General features: G+C 73.7%; 17 protein-coding genes. 16 read left to right on the top strand and 1 reads right to left on the bottom strand.

From position 1 onward, the window contains the following. Window positions 1-52 precede the first annotated feature (52 nt). From HHX35_RS01625 to HHX35_RS01555, 15 genes are all read left to right on the top strand, one after another. Window positions 53-910: a dihydroorotate dehydrogenase electron transfer subunit gene (locus HHX35_RS01625; RefSeq protein WP_182897246.1), complete on the top strand. Its 858-nt coding sequence runs from the start codon at window positions 53-55 to the stop codon at window positions 908-910. A 21-nt stretch (window positions 911-931) separates the two neighbouring features. Then, window positions 932-1,906 (top strand): dihydroorotate dehydrogenase, encoded by a 975-nt coding sequence (locus HHX35_RS01620; protein WP_182897245.1) that lies wholly within the window; start codon window positions 932-934, stop codon window positions 1,904-1,906. Then, entirely contained in the window at window positions 1,903-2,601 is a 699-nt protein-coding gene (gene pyrF, locus HHX35_RS01615) for an orotidine-5'-phosphate decarboxylase (RefSeq protein WP_139574475.1), read from the top strand. Before HHX35_RS01620 ends, pyrF begins: the two co-directional genes overlap by 4 nt. Before the next feature lie 219 nt (window positions 2,602-2,820). Further along, a complete protein-coding gene (mihF, locus tag HHX35_RS01610) occupies window positions 2,821-3,144 on the top strand; it encodes an integration host factor, actinobacterial type (protein WP_030450375.1) in 324 nt (107 codons plus the stop codon). A 122-nt stretch (window positions 3,145-3,266) separates the two neighbouring features. Continuing rightward, window positions 3,267-3,839, top strand: coding sequence for a guanylate kinase (gene gmk / locus HHX35_RS01605; RefSeq protein ID WP_182897244.1), 573 nt, complete (start codon window positions 3,267-3,269; stop codon window positions 3,837-3,839). A 1-nt stretch (window position 3,840) separates the two neighbouring features. After that, window positions 3,841-4,104 (top strand): DNA-directed RNA polymerase subunit omega, encoded by a 264-nt coding sequence (rpoZ, locus tag HHX35_RS01600; protein ID WP_030508986.1) that lies wholly within the window; start codon window positions 3,841-3,843, stop codon window positions 4,102-4,104. Between the two features lie 14 nt (window positions 4,105-4,118). Further along, the gene (coaBC, locus tag HHX35_RS01595) at window positions 4,119-5,405 is read left to right on the top strand and encodes a bifunctional phosphopantothenoylcysteine decarboxylase/phosphopantothenate--cysteine ligase CoaBC (protein WP_182897243.1); all 1,287 of its coding nucleotides are present in this window, start codon (window positions 4,119-4,121) and stop codon (window positions 5,403-5,405) included. 68 nt (window positions 5,406-5,473) lie between these two features. Beyond that, a complete protein-coding gene (locus HHX35_RS01590; RefSeq protein ID WP_079320031.1) occupies window positions 5,474-5,842 on the top strand; it encodes a hypothetical protein in 369 nt (122 codons plus the stop codon). A 186-nt stretch (window positions 5,843-6,028) separates the two neighbouring features. Then, window positions 6,029-7,216, top strand: coding sequence for a methionine adenosyltransferase (gene metK, locus HHX35_RS01585; protein WP_139574472.1), 1,188 nt, complete (start codon window positions 6,029-6,031; stop codon window positions 7,214-7,216). 154 nt (window positions 7,217-7,370) lie between these two features. Next, complete coding sequence (locus HHX35_RS01580; protein WP_310738841.1) at window positions 7,371-9,890, top strand: primosomal protein N'; 2,520 nt, start codon at window positions 7,371-7,373, stop codon at window positions 9,888-9,890. A 40-nt stretch (window positions 9,891-9,930) separates the two neighbouring features. After that, window positions 9,931-11,598: a hypothetical protein gene (locus HHX35_RS01575; RefSeq protein WP_182897242.1), complete on the top strand. Its 1,668-nt coding sequence runs from the start codon at window positions 9,931-9,933 to the stop codon at window positions 11,596-11,598. Window positions 11,599-11,621: 23 nt separating this feature from the next. After that, window positions 11,622-12,863 (top strand): hypothetical protein, encoded by a 1,242-nt coding sequence (locus HHX35_RS01570; RefSeq protein WP_182897241.1) that lies wholly within the window; start codon window positions 11,622-11,624, stop codon window positions 12,861-12,863. Window positions 12,864-12,909: 46 nt separating this feature from the next. Next, entirely contained in the window at window positions 12,910-13,458 is a 549-nt protein-coding gene (def, locus tag HHX35_RS01565; protein WP_139574469.1) for a peptide deformylase, read from the top strand. Next, window positions 13,458-14,387, top strand: coding sequence for a methionyl-tRNA formyltransferase (gene fmt, locus HHX35_RS01560; RefSeq protein ID WP_182897240.1), 930 nt, complete (start codon window positions 13,458-13,460; stop codon window positions 14,385-14,387). Before def ends, fmt begins: the two co-directional genes overlap by 1 nt. Window positions 14,388-14,821: 434 nt before the next feature. Then, complete coding sequence (locus tag HHX35_RS01555) at window positions 14,822-16,105, top strand: RsmB/NOP family class I SAM-dependent RNA methyltransferase (protein ID WP_220504976.1); 1,284 nt, start codon at window positions 14,822-14,824, stop codon at window positions 16,103-16,105. Between the two features lie 90 nt (window positions 16,106-16,195). Here HHX35_RS01555 and HHX35_RS01550 read toward each other — a convergent pair whose 3' ends face one another. Next, on the bottom strand, window positions 16,196-17,068 hold the full coding sequence (locus HHX35_RS01550; RefSeq protein ID WP_182897238.1) for a winged helix-turn-helix transcriptional regulator: 873 nt from the start codon (window positions 17,066-17,068) through the stop codon (window positions 16,196-16,198). A gap of 52 nt (window positions 17,069-17,120) precedes the next feature. Here HHX35_RS01550 and HHX35_RS01545 point away from each other — a divergent pair, with 52 nt between their 5' ends. Further along, window positions 17,121-18,428 carry an MFS transporter gene (locus HHX35_RS01545; RefSeq protein WP_182897237.1) on the top strand — a complete coding sequence of 436 codons (1,308 nt, stop codon included), beginning with the start codon at window positions 17,121-17,123 and terminating at the stop codon, window positions 18,426-18,428. Window positions 18,429-18,590: the final 162 nt, after the last annotated feature.

Below are 18,590 nucleotides of genomic sequence, written 5' to 3'. Positions count from 1 at the left end.
GGGCGCCCGGAGCCGCGCGAGCGGAGCGAGCGCCAGGAACAGGGAGCGGAGAGTGGCCGGCAGTCCGGTTCAGGTCACGGGCACGGTGCTGACGACGCGCCGCGTGGACGCCTACCATGCGCTCACCGTCGTCGCGCCGGGCATCGCCGACCGGTTCCGGCCCGGCCACTTCGTCACGGTCGCCGTCGGGGGCCGCGACTCCTCGATGCTCACCCGGCGGGCCTTCACGATCCATGACGTGAAGCCGGACTACGGTGGCACGGTGGAGCTCGTCTTCGGCGTGCGCGGTGCCGGGACGGCCTGGCTCGCCGACCTGCGGGCGCGCGACACGCTCGACATGGTCGGCCCGCTCGGCCGTCCCTTCCCTCTGCCCCGCGACCCCTGCACCTGCGTGCTGGTCGGCGACGAGCACGGCGCGGCGCCGCTGTTCGCGCTGGGGGACGCGCTGCAGCAGCGGGGCTGCCGCATCGACTTCGTGCTGGGGGCGCCGTCGGCCGACCGGGTCTTCGGGGCGCTGCGGGCCCGCCGGATGGGCGAGACGACCACGCTGACGACCGAGGACGGCTCGCTGGGCATGCGCGGCAAGGTGACCGACGTGCTGCCCGGCGTGATCGCCGACGCGCGGGCCGACGCGGTCTACGCGTGCGGGCCGATGGACACGCTGCGCGGCGTCACGGCGATCGCCGTCGAGCTCGGCATCCCCGTGCAGGTGGCCGTGGAGGAGTCCATGGCCTGCGGCATCGGCGTCTGCATGACGTGTGTGGTGCCGGTCATCGGCGACGACGGCGTGACCCGCATGGTCCGGGCCTGCACCGAGGGGCCGGTGTTCCGGGGCGAGCGGGTGCGGTTCGACGACGTCGGGACGATCCCGTTCGACGCGCTCGGCGCGCCCGGCGGACGGCATGTCTGAGCCGGGGCGGGGGAGGCGGCCGTGACCGCCGACCTGCGGACCTACCTGGCCCATGTGGAGCTGCCCAACCCGGTGCTGACCGCCTCAGGCTGCGGCGGGACCGGCCGCGAGCTGGCCCAGTTCTCCGACGTCCACCGGCTGGGCGCGTTCGTCACCCGGTCGATCACCATGGCCCCCCGCGCGGGACGGCCGACGCCGCGGATGGCCGAGACCCCCTCCGGGCTGCTGAACGCGGTGGGCCTGCAGGGCCCCGGCGTCGAGGCGTTCCTGGAGCGCGAGCTGCCCTGGCTGGCCGAGCGCGGGGCCCGCACGGTCGTGTCGATCGGCGGCGGCACCGTGACCGAGTACACCGCGCTGGCGCGGCGCCTGGCCGGCGTCGACGGCATCACCGCCGTGGAGATCAACCTGTCGTGCCCGAACGTCGAGGACCGCGGCAGGGTGTTCGCCCGCGACGGGGCCGCCGCGGCGGAGGTCGTGGCCTCGGTGCGCGCGGCCACGCCGTACGAGGTGCCGGTGATAGCCAAATTGTCCCCGGACGTGGCGGACGTCGTCGCGGTCGCACGCGCGTGCGTGGACGGCGGCGCCGACGCCCTCGCGATGATCAACACCCCGGTCGGGATGAGCATCGACGTCGACACGATGCGCCCCTCGCTCGCGGCGGGCACCGGCGGCCTGTCCGGCCCCGCCGTACGGCCCCTGGCGGTGCGCTGCGTGTGGCAGGTCCACGCGGCGCTGCCGGGAGTGCCGATCATCGGCATGGGCGGCGTCTCGACCGGCAGGGACGCCCTTGAGCTCGTCCTGGCGGGCGCCTGCGCCGTCGCGGTGGGCACGGCGCTGTTCCACGACCCCTACGCCTGCCCGCGGGTCCTGAGGGAGCTTGAGGAGCTTCTGCAGGAGCGCGGGTTCGACCGGCTCGCCGACGCCGTGGGCCTGGCCCACCGCCCGGCGGGCGCGCAACCACGTTCGCGATCAGATCTCGAGGAGAGTTCGCTTTGACCACGCCCGCTCCCATCGCCGTCGCCCTGGACGCGCCCGACCTGGAGACCGCGGCCCGCTGGGCCGGCCTGGTCACCCCGCACGTCACCACGGTGAAGGTGGGACTGGAGCTCTACCTGCGGTACGGGCCCGACGTGATCGCCTCGGTGCGCGGCGCGAGCGGCGTGCAGGTCTTCCTGGACCTCAAGCTGCACGACATCCCGAACACCGTCGGCGCCGCCGCCCGGGCGGTCGCCCGGCTCAAGCCGACGTACCTCACCGTGCACGCCGCGGGGGGCCCCGCGATGGTCAGGGCGGCCGTCGAGGGGGCCCCCAACACCCAGATCGCGGCCGTGACGCTCCTGACGTCGCTTTCTGAGGCCGATCTCCGCGAGATCGGTATCCAGGGACCCCCCGCGGACGCCGCGCGCCGTATGGCCGCCGTGGCCGTCGGGGCGGGCGCCCAGGCCCTCGTCTGCTCGCCCAGGGAGGTCGCCGCCGTACGCGCGGAGGTCGGTCCGGACGTGACATTGATCACCCCCGGCGTACGGCCCGTCGGCGCCGACACCCAGGACCAGGCGCGGGTGGCCACTCCGGAGGACGCGATCGCCCACGGGGCCGACCTCCTCGTGATCGGACGGCCCATCACCGGGGCGCCCGACCCGGGTGCGGCGGCCGCCGCGATCGCCGCCGCGCTGCGCCGCGTGAGCCCCTGATCGAGCGCCGGGCGGCTTCCGGCGCCGTCACCATGCGTCATCCCGCTCCGGTCCTGCTGAGGCGGTTTTGATCTACGAAGAGTGACTTTTCCAATACCAAAAGTAGTAAAATCAATTTTGTAGTCCGAGAAACCGCCCTTGACGTTGCCGTTACGGCCAAGACCAGCTAGTTTCCCCTCCCGTCCGAGTACATCGACAAGAAATTCGAGGTGACCCGGCGTGGCTCTTCCTCCCCTGACCCCCGAGCAGCGCGCCGCAGCTCTTGAGAAGGCTGCCAAGGCACGCAAGGAGCGTGCCGAGGTCAAGAACCGGCTCAAGCACGGCGCGGTTTCTCTGGCTGAGGTGCTGAAGGATGGGCAGACCGACGACGTCATCGGCAAGATGAAGGTCTCGGCTCTGCTGGAGTCGCTCCCTGGCGTCGGCAAGGTCCGCGCCAAGCAGCTCATGGAGCGCCTTGGTATCGCCGAATCCCGCCGCGTGCGGGGTCTCGGCGCCAACCAGCGCGCCTCCCTGGAGCGCGAGTTCGGCGGCGCCGAGAGCTGATCTCGGCGGCGTACGAGCGAGTTTCACGGGGGTACGGAGTGACCGACACGTCCCGGTCCGCTGGAGATCGGGCCCACGAGGCAGTCGCGACCAGCGGGTTCAGGACGCGCGGCGGTGACTCCATGCCTCGCCCGCGCCTGACGGTCCTGTCCGGTCCGTCGGGTGTGGGGAAGTCCACGGTCGTCGCCGAGCTCCGGCGGTCCCACCCTGAGGTGTGGCTGTCGGTCTCGGTGACTACCCGGAAGCCCCGTCCGGGGGAGCAGCACGGCGTGGAGTACTTCTTCGCCGGCAACGACGAGTTCGACGAGCTCGTCGCCTCCGGCGAGCTTCTGGAGTGGGCCGAGTTCGCCGGCAACCGGTACGGCACGCCCAGGCGGCCGGTGCTGGAGAAGCTGGCGGCAGGCGTCCCCGCTCTGCTGGAGATCGACCTGCAGGGCGCCAGGCAGGTGCGTACGACGATGCCCGATGCCCTGCTGGTGTTCCTGGCCCCGCCGAGCTGGGAGGAGCTGGAACGGCGGCTGCGCGGCCGCGGCACCGAGCCTCCCGACGTGATCGCCCGCCGCCTGGAGGTGGGCCGGATCGAACTGGCGGCGGAGAAGGAGTTCGATCTCACGATCGTCAACACGTCCGTCAAGGGCGTGTGCCATCGGCTGATAACCTTGATGGGACACTCACCTAGCCAGGGGAATCACTGACGTGGCAAGCAGCTCCGCCTACGCGGAAGGCATCACCAACCCGTCGATCGACGCGCTTCTCGACATCGTCGACAGCAAGTACAGCCTCGTGATCATGGGTGCGAAGCGGGCGCGCCAGATCAACGCTTACTACTCTCAGCTCGGCGAGGGCCTGCTGGAGTACGTGGGGCCCCTCGTGGAGACCCACGCCCAGGAGAAGCCGCTGTCCATCGCCCTGCGCGAGGTCTCCGAGGGCCTGCTCACCTCTGAGCCCATCGAGGGCTGAGCACCACTCCGTCGATGACGTCTGTCGTGCTGGGCGTGAGCGCCGGCATCGCGGTCTACAAGTCCTGCGAGCTGCTCCGCCTGTTCACCGAGTCGGGTCACGACGTGCGCGTCGTGCCGACCCGGGACGCTCTGCGGTTCGTGGGCGAGCCGACCTGGGCGGCGCTGTCGGGCAATCCGGTGACCACCGAGGTGTGGGAGTCGGTGCACGAGGTGCCGCACGTGCGCATCGGGCAGTCCGCCGATCTGGTGGTCGTCGCCCCGGCGACGGCGGACGTGCTGGCCCGCGCCGCGCACGGCATGGCCAACGACCTGCTCACCAACACCCTGCTCACGGCGCGCTGCCCGGTGGTGTTCGCGCCCGCCATGCACACCGAGATGTGGGAGCACTCGGCCACGCGGGCGAACGTGGCGACGCTGCGCGAGCGCGGCGCGATCGTGATCGAGCCCGCCGTCGGCAGGCTCACCGGTGCCGACACCGGTCCTGGACGGCTGCCCGACCCCGCCGAGATCTTCGAGGTGTGCCGGCGTGTGCTGGCGAGCCGGCGCGAGGACCTGGCCGGGCGGCACGTCGTCGTCTCCGCCGGCGGCACCCGCGAGGCGATCGACCCCGTGCGGTTCATCGGCAACCGGTCTTCCGGGCTGCAGGGATACGCCCTCGCCCGTACGGCCGTCGCCCGGGGCGCGGAGGTCACGCTGGTAGCGGCGAACGTGACGCTGCCCGATCCCGCGGGCGCGAAGGTCGTGCGGGTGGAGTCGGCGCGGCAGCTGCGCGACGCGGTCCTCGCGGCGGCCGAGCACGCCGACGCGGTCGTGATGGCCGCCGCGGTCGCGGACTTCCGGCCCGTACGGCAGAGCGACACGAAGATCAAGAAGTCGTCCGCCGATCCCGACCCCATCCATCTGGTGAAAAATCCGGACATCCTGGCCGAGCTGGGGGAGGTCCGCCGGGCCAGGCTGGAGACGTACGCCGCGGGCGACGCGGCGGCGGGCGGCGGGCGCGAGACCGGCGAGGGACCGGGCGCCGCGAAGGCGGCCGGGGCGGACGGGCCGCGTCCCCGGGTGATCGTGGGATTCGCGGCGGAGACCGACGACGTCCTGGCCAACGGCCGGGCCAAGCTGGAGCGCAAGGGCTGCGACCTGCTCGTGGTGAACCAGGTCGGGGAGAACCTGGCGTTCGGCACGCCGGACAACGCGGCCGTCGTCCTCACGGCGGAGGGCGGGTCCGTCGAGATTCCGAGGGGTCCCAAAGAGGATCTCGCCGACGTAGTGTGGGATTTGGTGGCGCAGCGTCTCGCCTGACCTTCGCGTGGTGCCGGCGCGGGCGCCCGCCCCGCCCCCACAGGTCGTGCGTTGAGGGAGCGATCGCCATGCCGGTGTCCGCCACGATCAGGGAGCGCTGCCGGGCGATGCTCGGTCCCGGCGAGGACATCCGCTACGTGTTTCCCGCGGTGGCCCTGCCGCCTCCCGCCACGATCGGGTTCCTCGTCGTGGTGACGGACCGGTCGATCACCCTGCTGTCCACCAAGATGTTCAGCAGGGACGAGCCGTCAGGGGTGTGGGCACGCTACCCCCGCCGCACCCGCCTCGGGCCGGTCGAGTTCGGGTCGGGACCCCGCATCGAGATCGGTGGCATGACCCTGGAGGTCGACGACGAGTACGCCGCCGTGGTGGCGGCGGCGGACGCGGAGGCGTTCTCGCCCGGTGACCTGCCCAGAGATCCCCTGCCCGACCTCTGACACGCCGTCCGTGAGCGCGGCGGGTCTTCCCGCGCGCGGCCTGCCCGGCGACCCGAACCCGGATGGCTTCGCGGCTCCGCAGCGCCTAGGGCTAGACTCGCGTGAGCATCGAGTGGCCGCGGTGGGGCTGGGCTCTACCGCCGGTCACTCATGGACGTCAGCAGCCGCTGCATGAGGAGCCCTGAGTTGTCCCGTCGCCTGTTCACCTCCGAGTCGGTCACCGAGGGCCACCCGGACAAGATCGCCGACCAGATCAGTGACGCGATTCTCGACGCCATGCTCAAGGACGACCCCAAGAGCCGGGTCGCCGTCGAGACGCTGATCACTACTGGCCAGGTCCACGTCGCCGGCGAGGTGACGACGGAGACCTATGTCGACATCCCCGCCCTGATCCGCGAGAAGATCCTCGAGATCGGCTACGACGCCTCCCACAAGGGCTTCGACGGCGCCTCCTGCGGCGTGTCGGTGTCCATCGGCGCGCAGTCGCCGGACATCGCGCAGGGCGTGGACGACGCCTACGAGCACCGCGCGGGCGAGGGTTCCGACGACTTCGACCGTCAGGGCGCGGGCGACCAGGGCCTGATGTTCGGCTACGCCTGCCGTGAGACCCCCGAGCTGATGCCGCTGCCGATCCAGCTCGCACACCGGATGGCCCGGCGCCTGTCCGAGGTGCGGAAGAACGGCACGGTTCCCTACCTGCGCCCGGACGGCAAGACCCAGGTCACCATCGAGTACGACGGTGACCGGCCCGTCCGCCTCGACACCGTGGTCGTCTCCACGCAGCACGCTCCGGAGATCGACCTGCGGGAGATGCTGACGCCCGACATCCGCGAGCACGTGGTCGAGCCGGTGCTGGCCGATCTGGAGATCGAGACCGAGGGCTACCGCCTGCTGGTCAACCCGACCGGCCGCTTCGAGATCGGCGGGCCCATGGGCGACGCCGGGCTCACCGGCCGCAAGATCATCATCGACACCTACGGCGGCATGGCCCGGCACGGCGGTGGCGCCTTCTCCGGCAAGGACCCGTCCAAGGTCGACCGCTCGGCCGCCTACGCCATGCGCTGGGTCGCCAAGAACGTCGTCGCGGCCGGCCTGGCCGACCGCTGCGAGGTCCAGGTCGCCTACGCCATCGGCAAGGCACAGCCGGTCGGTCTGTTCGTCGAGACGTTCGGCACCGAGAAGGCGCCGGTCAACGTGATCCAGGACGCGGTGCTCCAGGTCTTCGACCTGCGTCCTGCCGCGATCATCCGCGACCTCGACCTGCTGCGCCCGATCTACTCCGAGACCGCCGCCTACGGCCACTTCGGCCGTGAGGGCTTCTCCTGGGAGTCCACGGACCGGGCCGACGCCCTGCGTAAGGCCGCGGGTCTGTGACCTGCGCCTGACGAGCACCACGGTCATCGTCGCACCGGGCGGCGCCCGCCTCTGAGGGTGGGCGCCGCCTGCGCGTGCCCGGCGGATTCCCGGACGTCCACAGGCGGCGGGCGTACGTGTGATTGCGGCTCGCCGGGTCTGGTAGGACGGAGACGTGACCGAGCCGACCCGCGCCCCGCATCCTCAGGAGGCGCTCCTTCCGGCGCCCCCGGCCGCCCCGCAGCGGCCCGCCGAGCGGACGCGGGGGGGCACAGAGCGGACGCGGGGGACGGCCGACCGGGCGCGCGGAAGCGCAGGGCGGGCGGGCGCGTCCAAGGGCGCGCGCGAGGCGGCGCCGAACCTTCCCGTCGCCAGGGTCGTCGTGGACACGCCGCTGCCGCACCTCGACCGGCCCTTCGACTACCTCGTGCCCACCACGATGGACGCCGAGGCGGTGCCCGGCTGCCGGGTGCGCGTCCGCTTCGCCGGGCAGCTCGCCGACGGCTACCTGCTCGAACGGCTCTCCGAGAGCGAGCACGAGGGCCGGCTGTCCTTTCTCGAACGGGTGATCTCCCCGGAGCCCGTCCTCACCCCCGACATCGCGCGGCTGGCCCGCGCCGTGGCCGACCGGTACGCCGGGACCATGTCCGACGTCCTGCGTCTGGCCGTTCCGCCGCGGCACGCCCGGGTCGAGGCCGAGGCGAGGACCCCCGCGCGCCGGGCGGCTTCCCCCGGCGCCGCCGACGGCGACGTATCCCCGCCTGCCGCCGAGCCCGTACGCGCGACGGCGGACGCCGGTGGCCCGCAGCAGTCAGGCCCCATCGAGGGCGCGGGGCCCACAGAGCAGGATGCGGGGCCCACCGAGCAGGATGCGGGATTCACTGGGCAGGATGCGGGATTCACCGGGCAGGATGCGGCCCACGAAGACGCGGCACCCGCGGCGGCGATCCACGCGGTGACGCTCCACGGGGAGGCGACGCCAGGGGAGGCCGCGCCACACGTGGCCGCGCCACACGAGGCGGCGGGGCGGCGGGCGGTGCGGGCATACGGCGACGCCTGGAGGGCCTACCCGGCGGGTGCGTCCTTCCTGGAGGCGCTGGCCGAGGGCAGGGCGCCGCGCGCCGTGTGGACGGCCCTGCCCGGCACGGACGCCGGCGGGCCGTCGTGGCCGCACGCGATCGCGGCCGCCGCGCGGGCGACGCTGGACGGCGGCCGGGGCGTCGTCGTGGTGGTGCCCGACGGCAAGGACGTGGCGCTGGTGACCGCGGCCCTGGGGGAGACGCCGCACGTGGCGATCACGGCGGACCTCGGGCCCGCGGAGCGCTACCGGCGCTGGCTCAAGGCGTTGCGCGGCGAGATCGGGATCGTGGTGGGCAACCGCCCCGCGGCGTACGCGCCGGTGGCCCGCCTCGGGCTGGCGGTCGTCTGGGACGACGGCGACGACCTGCACGCCGAGCGTCACGCGCCCTACCCGCACACGCGGGAGGTCCTCGGCCTGCGGGCGCACCAGGCCGGGGCGGGCCTGCTCGTCGGCGGCTACGCCCGCACCGCCGAGGCCACGGCGCTCGCCGAGACGGGCTGGGCGGCCCCGCTCGTCCCCGACCGGACGGCGGTCAGGGCCCGGGCGCCCCGGGTGCGCCCGGCGGGCGACGACGCGGAGCTGGCCCGCGACCAGGCGGCCAGGGCGGCCCGCCTGCCCAGCCTCGCCTGGCGGGCGCTGCGGGAGGGACTGGAGCACGGTCCCGTGCTCGTCCAGGTGCCGCGCAGGGGCTACCTGCCCGCGCTGGCGTGCCGCCACTGCCGCGCCCCCGCCCGCTGCTCGGGCCTGCCGCCGGTGCGCCCGGTCCCGGCGCCCGGGGCGGCCCACCCCGTGCTCGCGGAACCCGTGCTCGCGGAACCCACGGCCACGGGACCCACGGCCACGGGACCCGTGTGCTCGGGCCCGCTCGCGCTGAGCGGCGGGCACGCCGTGCCGTACTGCCGCTGGTGCGGCCGGATCGCGGGCGACTGGCGCTGCCCGTCCTGCGGAGGGACCGGCGTGCGGGCCGTCATCGTGGGCGCGCGGCGCACCGCCGAGGAGCTGGGCCGGGCCTTTCCTTCGGTGGCCGTGCGCACCAGCGGGCGCGACGGCGTGCTCGCGACGGTGAGCGGTGCCCCCGCGCTGGTCGTGGCGACGCCAGGGGCCGAGCCGGTGCCGGACGGCGGCTACGCGGCCGCCGTGCTGCTCGACGGATGGGCGCTGCTGGGCCGCCCCGACCTGCGCGCGGCCGAGGAGGCGCTGCGGCGCTGGACGAACGCCGCCGCCCTGCTGCGGCCGGCGGGAGAGCTGGTCGTCCTGGCCGACGCCGCGGTGCCCGCCGTGCAGGCGCTGCTGCGCTGGGACCCCGTCACCTTCGCCGAACGCGAGCTCGACGAGCGGGCCGAGCTGGGCTTTCCCCCGGCCGTGCGGATGGCGACGCTGACGGGCCCGGGTGCGGCGCTCAGGGAGACGCTGGCGGGCGCCGGGCTGCCTCCCGGGGCGCAGGTGCTGGGGCCGGTGCCGGTGGAGGACGGGCTGGAACGGGCCATGGTCCGGGTGCCGCGCCACCTCGGGTCCGCGCTGGCCCGCGCGCTCAAGGGCGCCTCCGGTGTGCGCTCCGCGCGCAAGGCGCCCGACGTGGTACGTGTGAACATTGATCCGCTCGACCTCATCTGACCGATTCGCCTCGCACAAAGCGAGCCGTTAGCGTGCCTGTGTGTCGATCGAATGGGTGAACCGGGCCGTCGACGGCCTGCGCGCCTGGGGGCGCGAGCGGAACGTCGAGGTCGACGTCGACGAGGTACGTCTGCTGTGCGACTACGCCAGCGACTACCTGGAGGTGAACGAACTGGGCGATTTCCGGCCGGGCACCTTCGAGGAGCTCCTGCTGGAAATCTATCCGCGCAAGGTCATCGCGCCGCCGGAGAGCGCGCCGGAGACGGTCGCCGCGGCGCGGACACTGGTCGAGTTCCTGCTGGACACGGGCGAGATCGGCAGCAAGACGGCCGCCCGGATGCGGGAGACCATCGACCGCATCGAGCCGGAGATGCCGCAGGCGCTCGCGGACACGTCCAAGTTCGGCATGGCCAAGAGCCTGTTCAGCGCCATCGGGCCCGACTCCCTGGAGCTCGACGCGGCCCAGGGGGCGGGGGCACAGGGCACGGAGGACGGCGACGAGTGCGACTGCCCCGGCTGCGCGCCCCTGCCGCCCGTACGGCTCGCGCCGCGCGAGGAGGTGGCGCTGGCCGTGCGCGAGGTGCCGCTGCTGCGCGACGCCCACCGGGTGGTGACGTGGCTGGTGGAGGGTGGCCGCACGGTGACGACGCGCCGGTCGCTGCGGGTCAGGGACGCGCGGGCGTGCACGGCCGAGCTCGGCGTCGAGTGTCCGGAACCGGCGTGGCGTCTCGCGCTCGACCTGGGCCTGGCCCGGCTCGACGGCACGGCCGTCGTGGTCGCGGGGGACTTCCGTGAGCTGGACGCGCGCGGTGAGGACGAGCTGCTCGACCTGTGGCGGTCGGCGCTTGAGTTCCTCGTCGAGAGGTCCGTGCCGCTCACCGGGGAGGCGGTGGTGGACGAGGGGATGTCCCAGATCCACGACCTGCTCTACCGGCTGCAGTCGCCCGTCCCGGTGGACGCGCTCGCCGACTACCTGCGCGAAGTGGCCGCCGGGCGGCCGGTCGGCAGGCTGGACGAGGCGCTGAGCGCTCTGGCGTACGCGGGAACGGTCCAGCGCACCGAGGACGGCCTGGCCCTGACCCCGCACGCCCTGTGGGGCCTGCGGGAGGTGTACGCCGGCATGGGCCTGGACGCGCCGCTCGCGCCCGCACCGGCCGAGGGCGACGCGAGCGGGCTGATCGCCGGCCTGATCGGCGACGGCACGGCGGACGAGGCGGCCGAGCGGGACATCGCCGAGTGGCTGTCGCGGCGCACCGCCGAGCAGGCGGCGTCGGAGCTGCTCGCCGCCGTGGCCGGCGCCCCGGCGGAGGTGCGCGGGGTCGCCGTGACCATCGTGGACCGGCTGGGCGTCGAGGCGGCGCCGGTCGTGCGGTCCTACCTGGACGACGCCGAACTGCGCCCGCACGCCATCCACTGGCTGTCCTCGCGGGGCCTGGACGCGCCCGCGCTCACCCCCGAGGAGGTCCTGTGGGTGAGCGTCGACATGCTCGCGCTCGCGCTGCCCGCCGCCGAGGCCGACCCGGAGGGTTTCGCGGAGAACATCGCGGCCTCGGGGCCGCCCGCTCATCTGATCGAGGACATGTGGCGGGTGGACCACCCCGACGTGGTCGAGGTTCTCGAACTGCTCGGCAGCACGCTGCCGGACCAGGCGGCCGCCAAAGCCGCCCGGAAAGCGGCGTTCAAGGCTCGTTCGCGGGGCATCAGGTGACTGCTGTGCAGTAAGTTGCTGGAATGGCCGACAGCGACGTGCTCACCTTCCCGCCGGTCGACATCGCCCCCGACGAGCAGCTCGTCCACGCGGTGCGGGAGGTCCCGCTCGTGCGGGACGCCCGCCGCATCGCCGAGTGGGTCGGGGCCCGGTGCGCCGCCTCTCCCCGGGGTGTGTGCGAGGTGACCGAGCAGGGGCTGCCGCACCCCGCCGAGGCCGAGGCGGTCGTCGCCGAGCTGGGCCTGGAAGCAGCCAGGCTGCGTCTGCTGTGGGTGGTCGCGGTCAACGGCCGTCTCGTGGAGGTCACGCGGCAGGGCGCCCGCCCCGGGCCCGGCGTGCCCGACCCCATGGAGTTCTGGGACGGCGTGGTCATGGACGTGCTCGACCGGACCGAGGAGGGCCTGACCGGGTCGGCCGTCGTCGACGAGCACCTCACCGAGATCCTCGCGACGATCTACTCGGTGCGTGAGGGCATGCCGCTCGCCGCCCTGGCCGGCGGCATCCTCCAGGCCCACGAGGTGGGCTGCGAGGCGCGGCCTGCGGACCTGCGGCGGCTGCGGATGACCCTGCCGGGGGAGCTGGCGGCGGCCATGGCGCTGCTGGAGTACTGCGGGCTGATCGAGCTGAGCGGGGAGCTCGTCCGGCTCACCCAGCCGGGCGTGTGGGCCGTGCGCCGCGACCTGCTGAGGGAGGGCCACGACGCGCCGTCGCTCGGCGAGGTGGCCGCGCTCGCCGAGCTGGGCGCCGCCGACCTCATCGACGCCATGCTGACCGGCCGGGCCTCCGCCAGCGCCGCCACGCTGTGGCTGGAGCGCCGGGTGCCGGAGGACGCGGCGCGCGAGCTCATCAAGATCGCCGCGTCGGGCAACGCCGCCCAGCGCGGCACCGCGGGGACCGTGCTCGAGGAGCTGGGCCCGGAGGCCGCGCAGGCCGTGCGGGAGGCCCTGGACGAGCCGATGATGTGGCGCTACGCCGCGGCCTGGCTGGGCGTGCGGGACCTGGAGGCGCCGGCCCTCGGCGAGGGTGACGGGGCCTGGGTGGCGGTGGACACCCTCGCCGCCCTGCTCTACATCGGCGCGCCGGTCGACTCGGTGGCCCATTTCGACCTCCTCGGCGAGGATCTGCTCACGCTGGTGCCCGAGATGGGCCGGGCCGACCATCCCGACGCCCTCGCGGTGCTGGAGATGCTCGGCAGGCACCACCCCGATCCGCTGATCGCGAAGACCGCCAGGAAGACGGCGATGAAGGTGCGTTCACGCCCGTAGACTGGGGTGATCCTCCTCGTGTACGTGACGTGAACGGAGCCAACCCTTGGCCATTCAGCCGATCCGCCTGTTCGGCGACCCGGTGCTGCGCACTCCGGCCGAGCCGGTGGTCGACTTCGACAAGGAACTGCGCAAGCTCGTCAAGGACCTGACCGACACGATGATGGACGCGCCGGGCGCGGGCCTTGCCGCGCCGCAGATCGGCGTCGGCCTGCGCGTGTTCACCTACTACGTGGACGATCAGCTCGGGCACCTCATCAATCCCGAACTCGACCTCGGCGGCGAGACGGACGAGGAGGGCGAGGAGGGCTGCCTGTCCTTCCCCGGTCTGACCTTCCCGACGCCCCGCGCGATCAGGGCGGTGGCCAAGGGCTTCACCATGCACGGCGAGCCGGTGACGATCGAGGGCACCGACCTCATGGCGCGCTGCTTCCAGCACGAGACCGACCACCTGGACGGCGTGCTGTTCATCGACCGGCTGGACGCCAAGCAGCGCAAGCTCGCCATGAAGGCGATCCGCGAGGCCGAGTGGAGCGGCCTGTCGGCGCCGGTGGTGAAGATCTCGCCGCACGCCACGCAGGGAAGGGCCCTGTAGTGCGCCTGGTCTTCGCCGGCACGCCCGACACCGCGCTCCCGTCGCTGCGCGCCCTGCTGGACTCGCCCCGCCACGAGGTGGCGGCCGTGGTGACTCGGCCGGACGCGCAGTCGGGCCGGGGACGCAAGGTGCACCCCAGCCCGGTGGCCCAGCTCGCGGAGGAGTCGGGGATCGAGGTGCTCAAACCGGCGAAGGCCGGAGACCCGGAGTTCCTCGACCGGCTGAGGGCGATCGGCCCCGACTGCTGCCCCGTGGTCGCGTACGGCGCCCTGCTGCCGCAGGCGGCGCTCGACATCCCCCCGCAGGGGTGGATCAACCTGCACTTCTCCGTGCTGCCCGCCTGGCGCGGGGCGGCGCCCGTGCAGCACGCCGTTCTGCACGGCGACGACGTCACCGGCGCCTCGACCTTCCGCATCGTGAAGGAGCTGGACGCGGGGCCGGTGTTCGGCGTGCTCACCGAGCGGATCCGTCCGGACGACACGAGCGGCGCGCTGCTGGCCCGGCTCGCGGAGGCGGGGGCGGGCCTGCTGCTGGCCACCCTCGACGGCGTCGAGGACGGCACGCTTGAGGCGCGTCCGCAGCCGGCGGACGGCGTCAGCCTGGCCCCGAAGATCACGGTCGAGGACGCCAGGATCGACTGGGCCGCGCCCGCGATGCGGGTGGACCGGCTGGTGCGGGCCTGCACTCCGGCTCCTGGTGCGTGGGCCGAGTTCCGCGGCCAGCGGGTCAAGATCGGCCCGGTGCGGCTCGCGCCCGACGCGGACAAGCTCGCCCCGGGAGAGATCGCGGCCACGCGGAAGGCCGTCCTCGTCGGGACCGGCACTCACCCGGTGGAGCTCGGCGAGGTGCAGCCGCAGGGCAAGCGGCAGATGAGTGCGGCCGAATGGGGCCGCGGCGTCCGGTTCGCGGACGGTGAGACCCTGGTCTGAAGGGCCCTGCCCGCCGGGATCCCGGCCCCGGTACCGTGCCGGGCGGACGGCATGGCGGGTAGCGGAGAGTGGGCCGCTGAACCGGAGCCGTCCCGGTGAGCGGCGGAGCCGAAGGCGGCGGATCAGCGAGTGACAGGGTCGTAGGCGGCAGCGTCGAAGGTGGCAGGGTCGAGGGTGACACCGTGAAGCAGGGCAGAGGTCAGGGCGGCGGCGGGCGGCGCGGCCAGGGGAGCGGCCAGGGCGGCGGCACTGGTGGCGGCACTGGTGGCGGCACAGGTGGCGGCACAGGTGGCGGCACAGGGCAGGGCCGTCCGGGACACGGCGGCAGGGCGGGCCGCGGCGGGCAGGCCGCGCACGCGGCCAAGGCCGGGCAGCCGAGGCAGGGCCGCGGGCGCCCGCCCCGCGACGAGGCGCGCAACGCCGCCTACGACCTGATGCGGGCCGTCGACGAGCGCGACGCCTACGCCAACCTGCTCATGCCGACCCTGCTGCGGCAGCGGCGCATCACGGGACGCGACGCGGCCCTCGCCACCGAGCTGGCGTACGGCACGCTGCGCGGCCTCGGGACCTACGACGAGGTCATCGCCGCGTGCAGCGACCGGCCGCCGGAGGAGGTGGACCCGCCGCTGCTCGACGCGGTGCGTCTCGGCGTCCACCAGCTTCTGAGCACGCGGATCCCGCCCCACGCGGCGGTCAGCGCCACCATCGACCTCGTACGGCTGCGCGTAGGGCCGGGCCCGTCCCGCTACGCCAACGCCGTGCTGCGCAAGGTCGCGGGCCGCACGCTGGAGGAGTGGCTGGAGATCGTCGCCCCGCCGCGGGCGCAGGACCCGGTCGGCAACCTGGTGGTCACCTACAGCCACCCGCGCTGGATCGTCACCGCCCTGCGCGACGCGGTGGGCGGGGACGTGGACGAGGCGGCCGCCCTGCTGGAGGCCGACAACGAACGGCCCCGCGTGGCGCTGGTGGCGCGGCCGGGACGGGCCACGGTGGAGGAGCTGGTCGCGGCCGGGGCCGAGCGGGCCGCCTACTCGCCGTACGCGGTCTACCTGCCGGAGGGCGACCCGGGCTCCATCCCCGCGGTGGGGGAGGCGCGGGCCGCGGTGCAGGACGAGGCCAGCCAGCTGGTCGCGCTCGCGCTGACCCGCGTGCCGCTCGACCGGGACTCCACCTGGCTGGACATGTGCGCCGGCCCCGGAGGGAAGGCCGGGCTGCTCGACGCGGTGGCCGCGCAGCGGGGCGCCCGGCTGCTCGGCGCCGACGTGCAGTATCACCGCGCCCGGCTGGTGTGGGGAACTACCCGCGAGGCGAAGGTGATCACGGCCGACGGCACGCGGCCCGCCTGGCGGCCCGGCGCGTTCGACCGGGTGATGCTCGACGCCCCCTGCACCGGGCTCGGCGCCCTGCGCAGGCGGCCGGAGGCCCGGTGGCGGCGCGATCCCCGGAGCATCCCCGAGCTCACCGCGCTGCAGCGGCGGCTGCTCGGCTCGGCGCTGGAGGCCGTCCGTCCGGGCGGTGTCGTGGCGTACGTGACCTGTTCGCCGCACCTGGCCGAGACCCGCGCGGTGGTGGAGGACGTGCGCGACCGCGTCGAGGTGCTGGACGCCCGCGCGTACCTGCCCGAGGTGCCCGGCCTCGGCGACGGCCCGTACGCGCAGTTCTGGCCGCACCGGCACGGCACGGACGCGATGTTCCTGGCGCTGCTGCGCCGCTCCTGACAGTTGCCGCCCGCCGCGCGCGGAGCCGAGCATCTCTTGGGCGACGGTGAAGAGCAGGCGCGCGATGGGCGACGAAGGCGCGGATCGTTGTCATCGACCGCGGACGAGGGCGAGCATCTCATCCACCGAACCGGCCGGATCGCTGATCGGAAACTGCACCGCCCGGATGATCGCGTCGGGGTCGACCAACAGGGTGAGGCGCTTGAAGCGGTCGACGCCGGCCGTTCGGAAGGTCGGCAGCAGCAGTCCAGCGGCGAGTTTGCTGTCCTGGTCGGACAGGAGGGGGTAGGGCAACCTCGCGTGCGTGACGAAGGCGGCCAACTGGTCGGGGCGCTGGGTGCTCACGCCTCGGATCGTGGCACCCGCCGCCTCGAAGTCGGCACACCGTGACGCGTAGGTGAGAGCCTCCAAAGTGCACCCCTTCGTCCCCGGGATGTCGGCCCAACCGGGTGGGTAGCCCTGACTGCCCGGGGCGAAGGCGCCGGGGAAGAAGTAGAGCACGGTCCAGACGCCCGCCGCGTTGGGCGTGACCGGCTCGCCGTCATGTCGTTCCAGCACGACCTCCGGCATTTTCCGGTCGACCAGCTCGTGCACGCGACGGCTCTCGGCGGACCCGTCCTCGCTGGTCGCGGTCAGCGCCCCATCGCCCATCACATGTCTGGCGCCCCAATCCTGCAGGGCGATGAGCGCCGGCAGCAGGCCTTCACCCTTCGCGGTCAGCACGTAGTCGTAGCGCGGCGGGCGATCGGAATAGGGCCGCCTCTCGAGCACCCCGTGTTCGACGAGCCTGGCCAGGCGTTCGGTCAGAGCTCGACGGCTGACGCCGAGCTCACGCTGAAGGCTGTCGAAGCGGGTGGTGCCGCCCGCGACGTCCCGCACGATCAGGAACGTCCACCAGTCGCCGATCACTCCGAGCGCCTGTGCGATACCGCAGTCGGAGTCGGGCAGATCGGCGCGCTTCACATCCTCCAGTATAGTGCGTTCCATTCTGGAACTTACTCGGGGAGGCGCCGGGATGGGAATCGACAGTGGGGGTGGGGCGGGCGTCTTCTGGCGGTGGTGGACGGCCGGCACGACCAGCGCGGTCGGCTCGGCGGTAGGCGCGGTGGCGCTGCCGCTGACGGCCTTGACGGTGCTCGACGCCTCCGCGCTCGAGATGGGCGTGATCGCCGCCGCCGGTTACGTCGCCTGGATCGTGATAGGCCTGCCCGCCGGGGTGGTGGTGCAGCGACTCCCCATGCGAAGGGTTCAGGTCGGCGCCGACCTGGCCCGCGCGGCGGCGGTCGTCTCCATCCCGCCGGCCTGGTGGCTGGACCGGCTGACGATCGCCCAGCTGGTGATCGTGGCCCTCGTGACGAGCTTCGCGAACGTCGTCTTCGACGTCGCCAACTCGACCTTCCTGCCGTCGATCGTGAGCAAGGAGCAGTTGCAGTCCCGTAACAGCCTGACGTCCGGCACCCACGCCACTACTCAGCTCGGTGGGCCGTCGGTCGGCGGCCTCATCGTCCAGGTGCTCGGGGCGGTGCCCACCCTCCTCGTCGACGGGGCCGGCTACCTTGTCTCAGCCCTGCTGCTGCGGACCCTGCCCGAACGCCGGGCAGAGGCCCCCGACCGCTGGCCACCGGTGCGCGCGATGATCCGCGAAGGCTGGCGCTTCGTCGTGCACCACCCGGTCATGGGTCCGTGCATGTGGGCCGCCACCGCGGCCAACACGGTCTGCGGGGCACAGCACGCGCTCTACGCGTTGTACCTCGTACGCGAGCTGCACGCCGAACCCGGCCTCGTCGGCCTGTTGCTGGCGGCGGACGGCGTCGGCACGCTGATCGGCGCGGCTTTGACGAACCAGGTCACGGCCAGGCTCGGCACCGCCCGCGCCCTGATCGTCGCCGGCTTCGTCGCGGTCGCCGGGGCGCTCGTCGTTCCCCTCGGCACCGGTTGGCGGGGCTTCGCCGCCTTCGCCGCGGGCAACGTGGTATTCGCCGCCGGCGTCGTGATGCTCAGTGTGGTGACCCGCACGTACCGGCAGATCGCCAGCCCGCCCGACCTGCTGCCTCGGGTGATGGCCACGGTCCGCTTCGTCTCCTGGGGTGCGATCCCGATCGGCGGGTTGCTCGCCGGACTGATCGCCGGGGTGCTCGGCGGCCGGGTCACCCTGATGATCTTTGTCGCCCCGGCCGTCTGCATACCGCTGGTCCTGCTGGCCTCGTCGATCCGGCACCTGCGCGACCTCACCGACTATCAGCAGAGCGACGAATCCACCGCCTCGCCACCGCATCGTCGGCAGCTCGCCCCTGAAGTCCAAGCGGACACATCCAACCCGTGAGGCCCGGCTACGCGAAAGATGTCGAGATCACGCTCCGCTGCACCGGCGTGCGCGGTGCTCCGCCGGTGAACAGCGGCGTCCGGCGCCCAGCGACTGCCCGTCGCCTGACCGTCCGGGCCGCCGGGGGAGGGGGCGGGACGGACGCCCGGGCGAAATAGACTG

The organism is Microbispora sp. H10830, assembly GCF_014161375.1.
GTDB lineage: Bacteria > Actinomycetota > Actinomycetes > Streptosporangiales > Streptosporangiaceae > Microbispora > Microbispora catharanthi.
This window is presented reverse-complemented; position numbering and strand designations above follow the sequence as displayed.

Coding starts and splice junctions, on each gene's coding strand:
- gmk (WP_182897244.1), top strand. CDS start 3,267: ATGCCTCGCCCGCGCCTGACGGTCCTGTCCGGTCCGTCGGGTGTGGGG.
- coaBC (WP_182897243.1), top strand. CDS start 4,119: ATGACGTCTGTCGTGCTGGGCGTGAGCGCCGGCATCGCGGTCTACAAG.
- HHX35_RS01590 (WP_079320031.1), top strand. CDS start 5,474: ATGCCGGTGTCCGCCACGATCAGGGAGCGCTGCCGGGCGATGCTCGGT.
- HHX35_RS01570 (WP_182897241.1), top strand. CDS start 11,622: ATGGCCGACAGCGACGTGCTCACCTTCCCGCCGGTCGACATCGCCCCC.
- HHX35_RS01555 (WP_220504976.1), top strand. CDS start 14,822: ATGCGGGCCGTCGACGAGCGCGACGCCTACGCCAACCTGCTCATGCCG.
- HHX35_RS01545 (WP_182897237.1), top strand. CDS start 17,121: ATGGGAATCGACAGTGGGGGTGGGGCGGGCGTCTTCTGGCGGTGGTGG.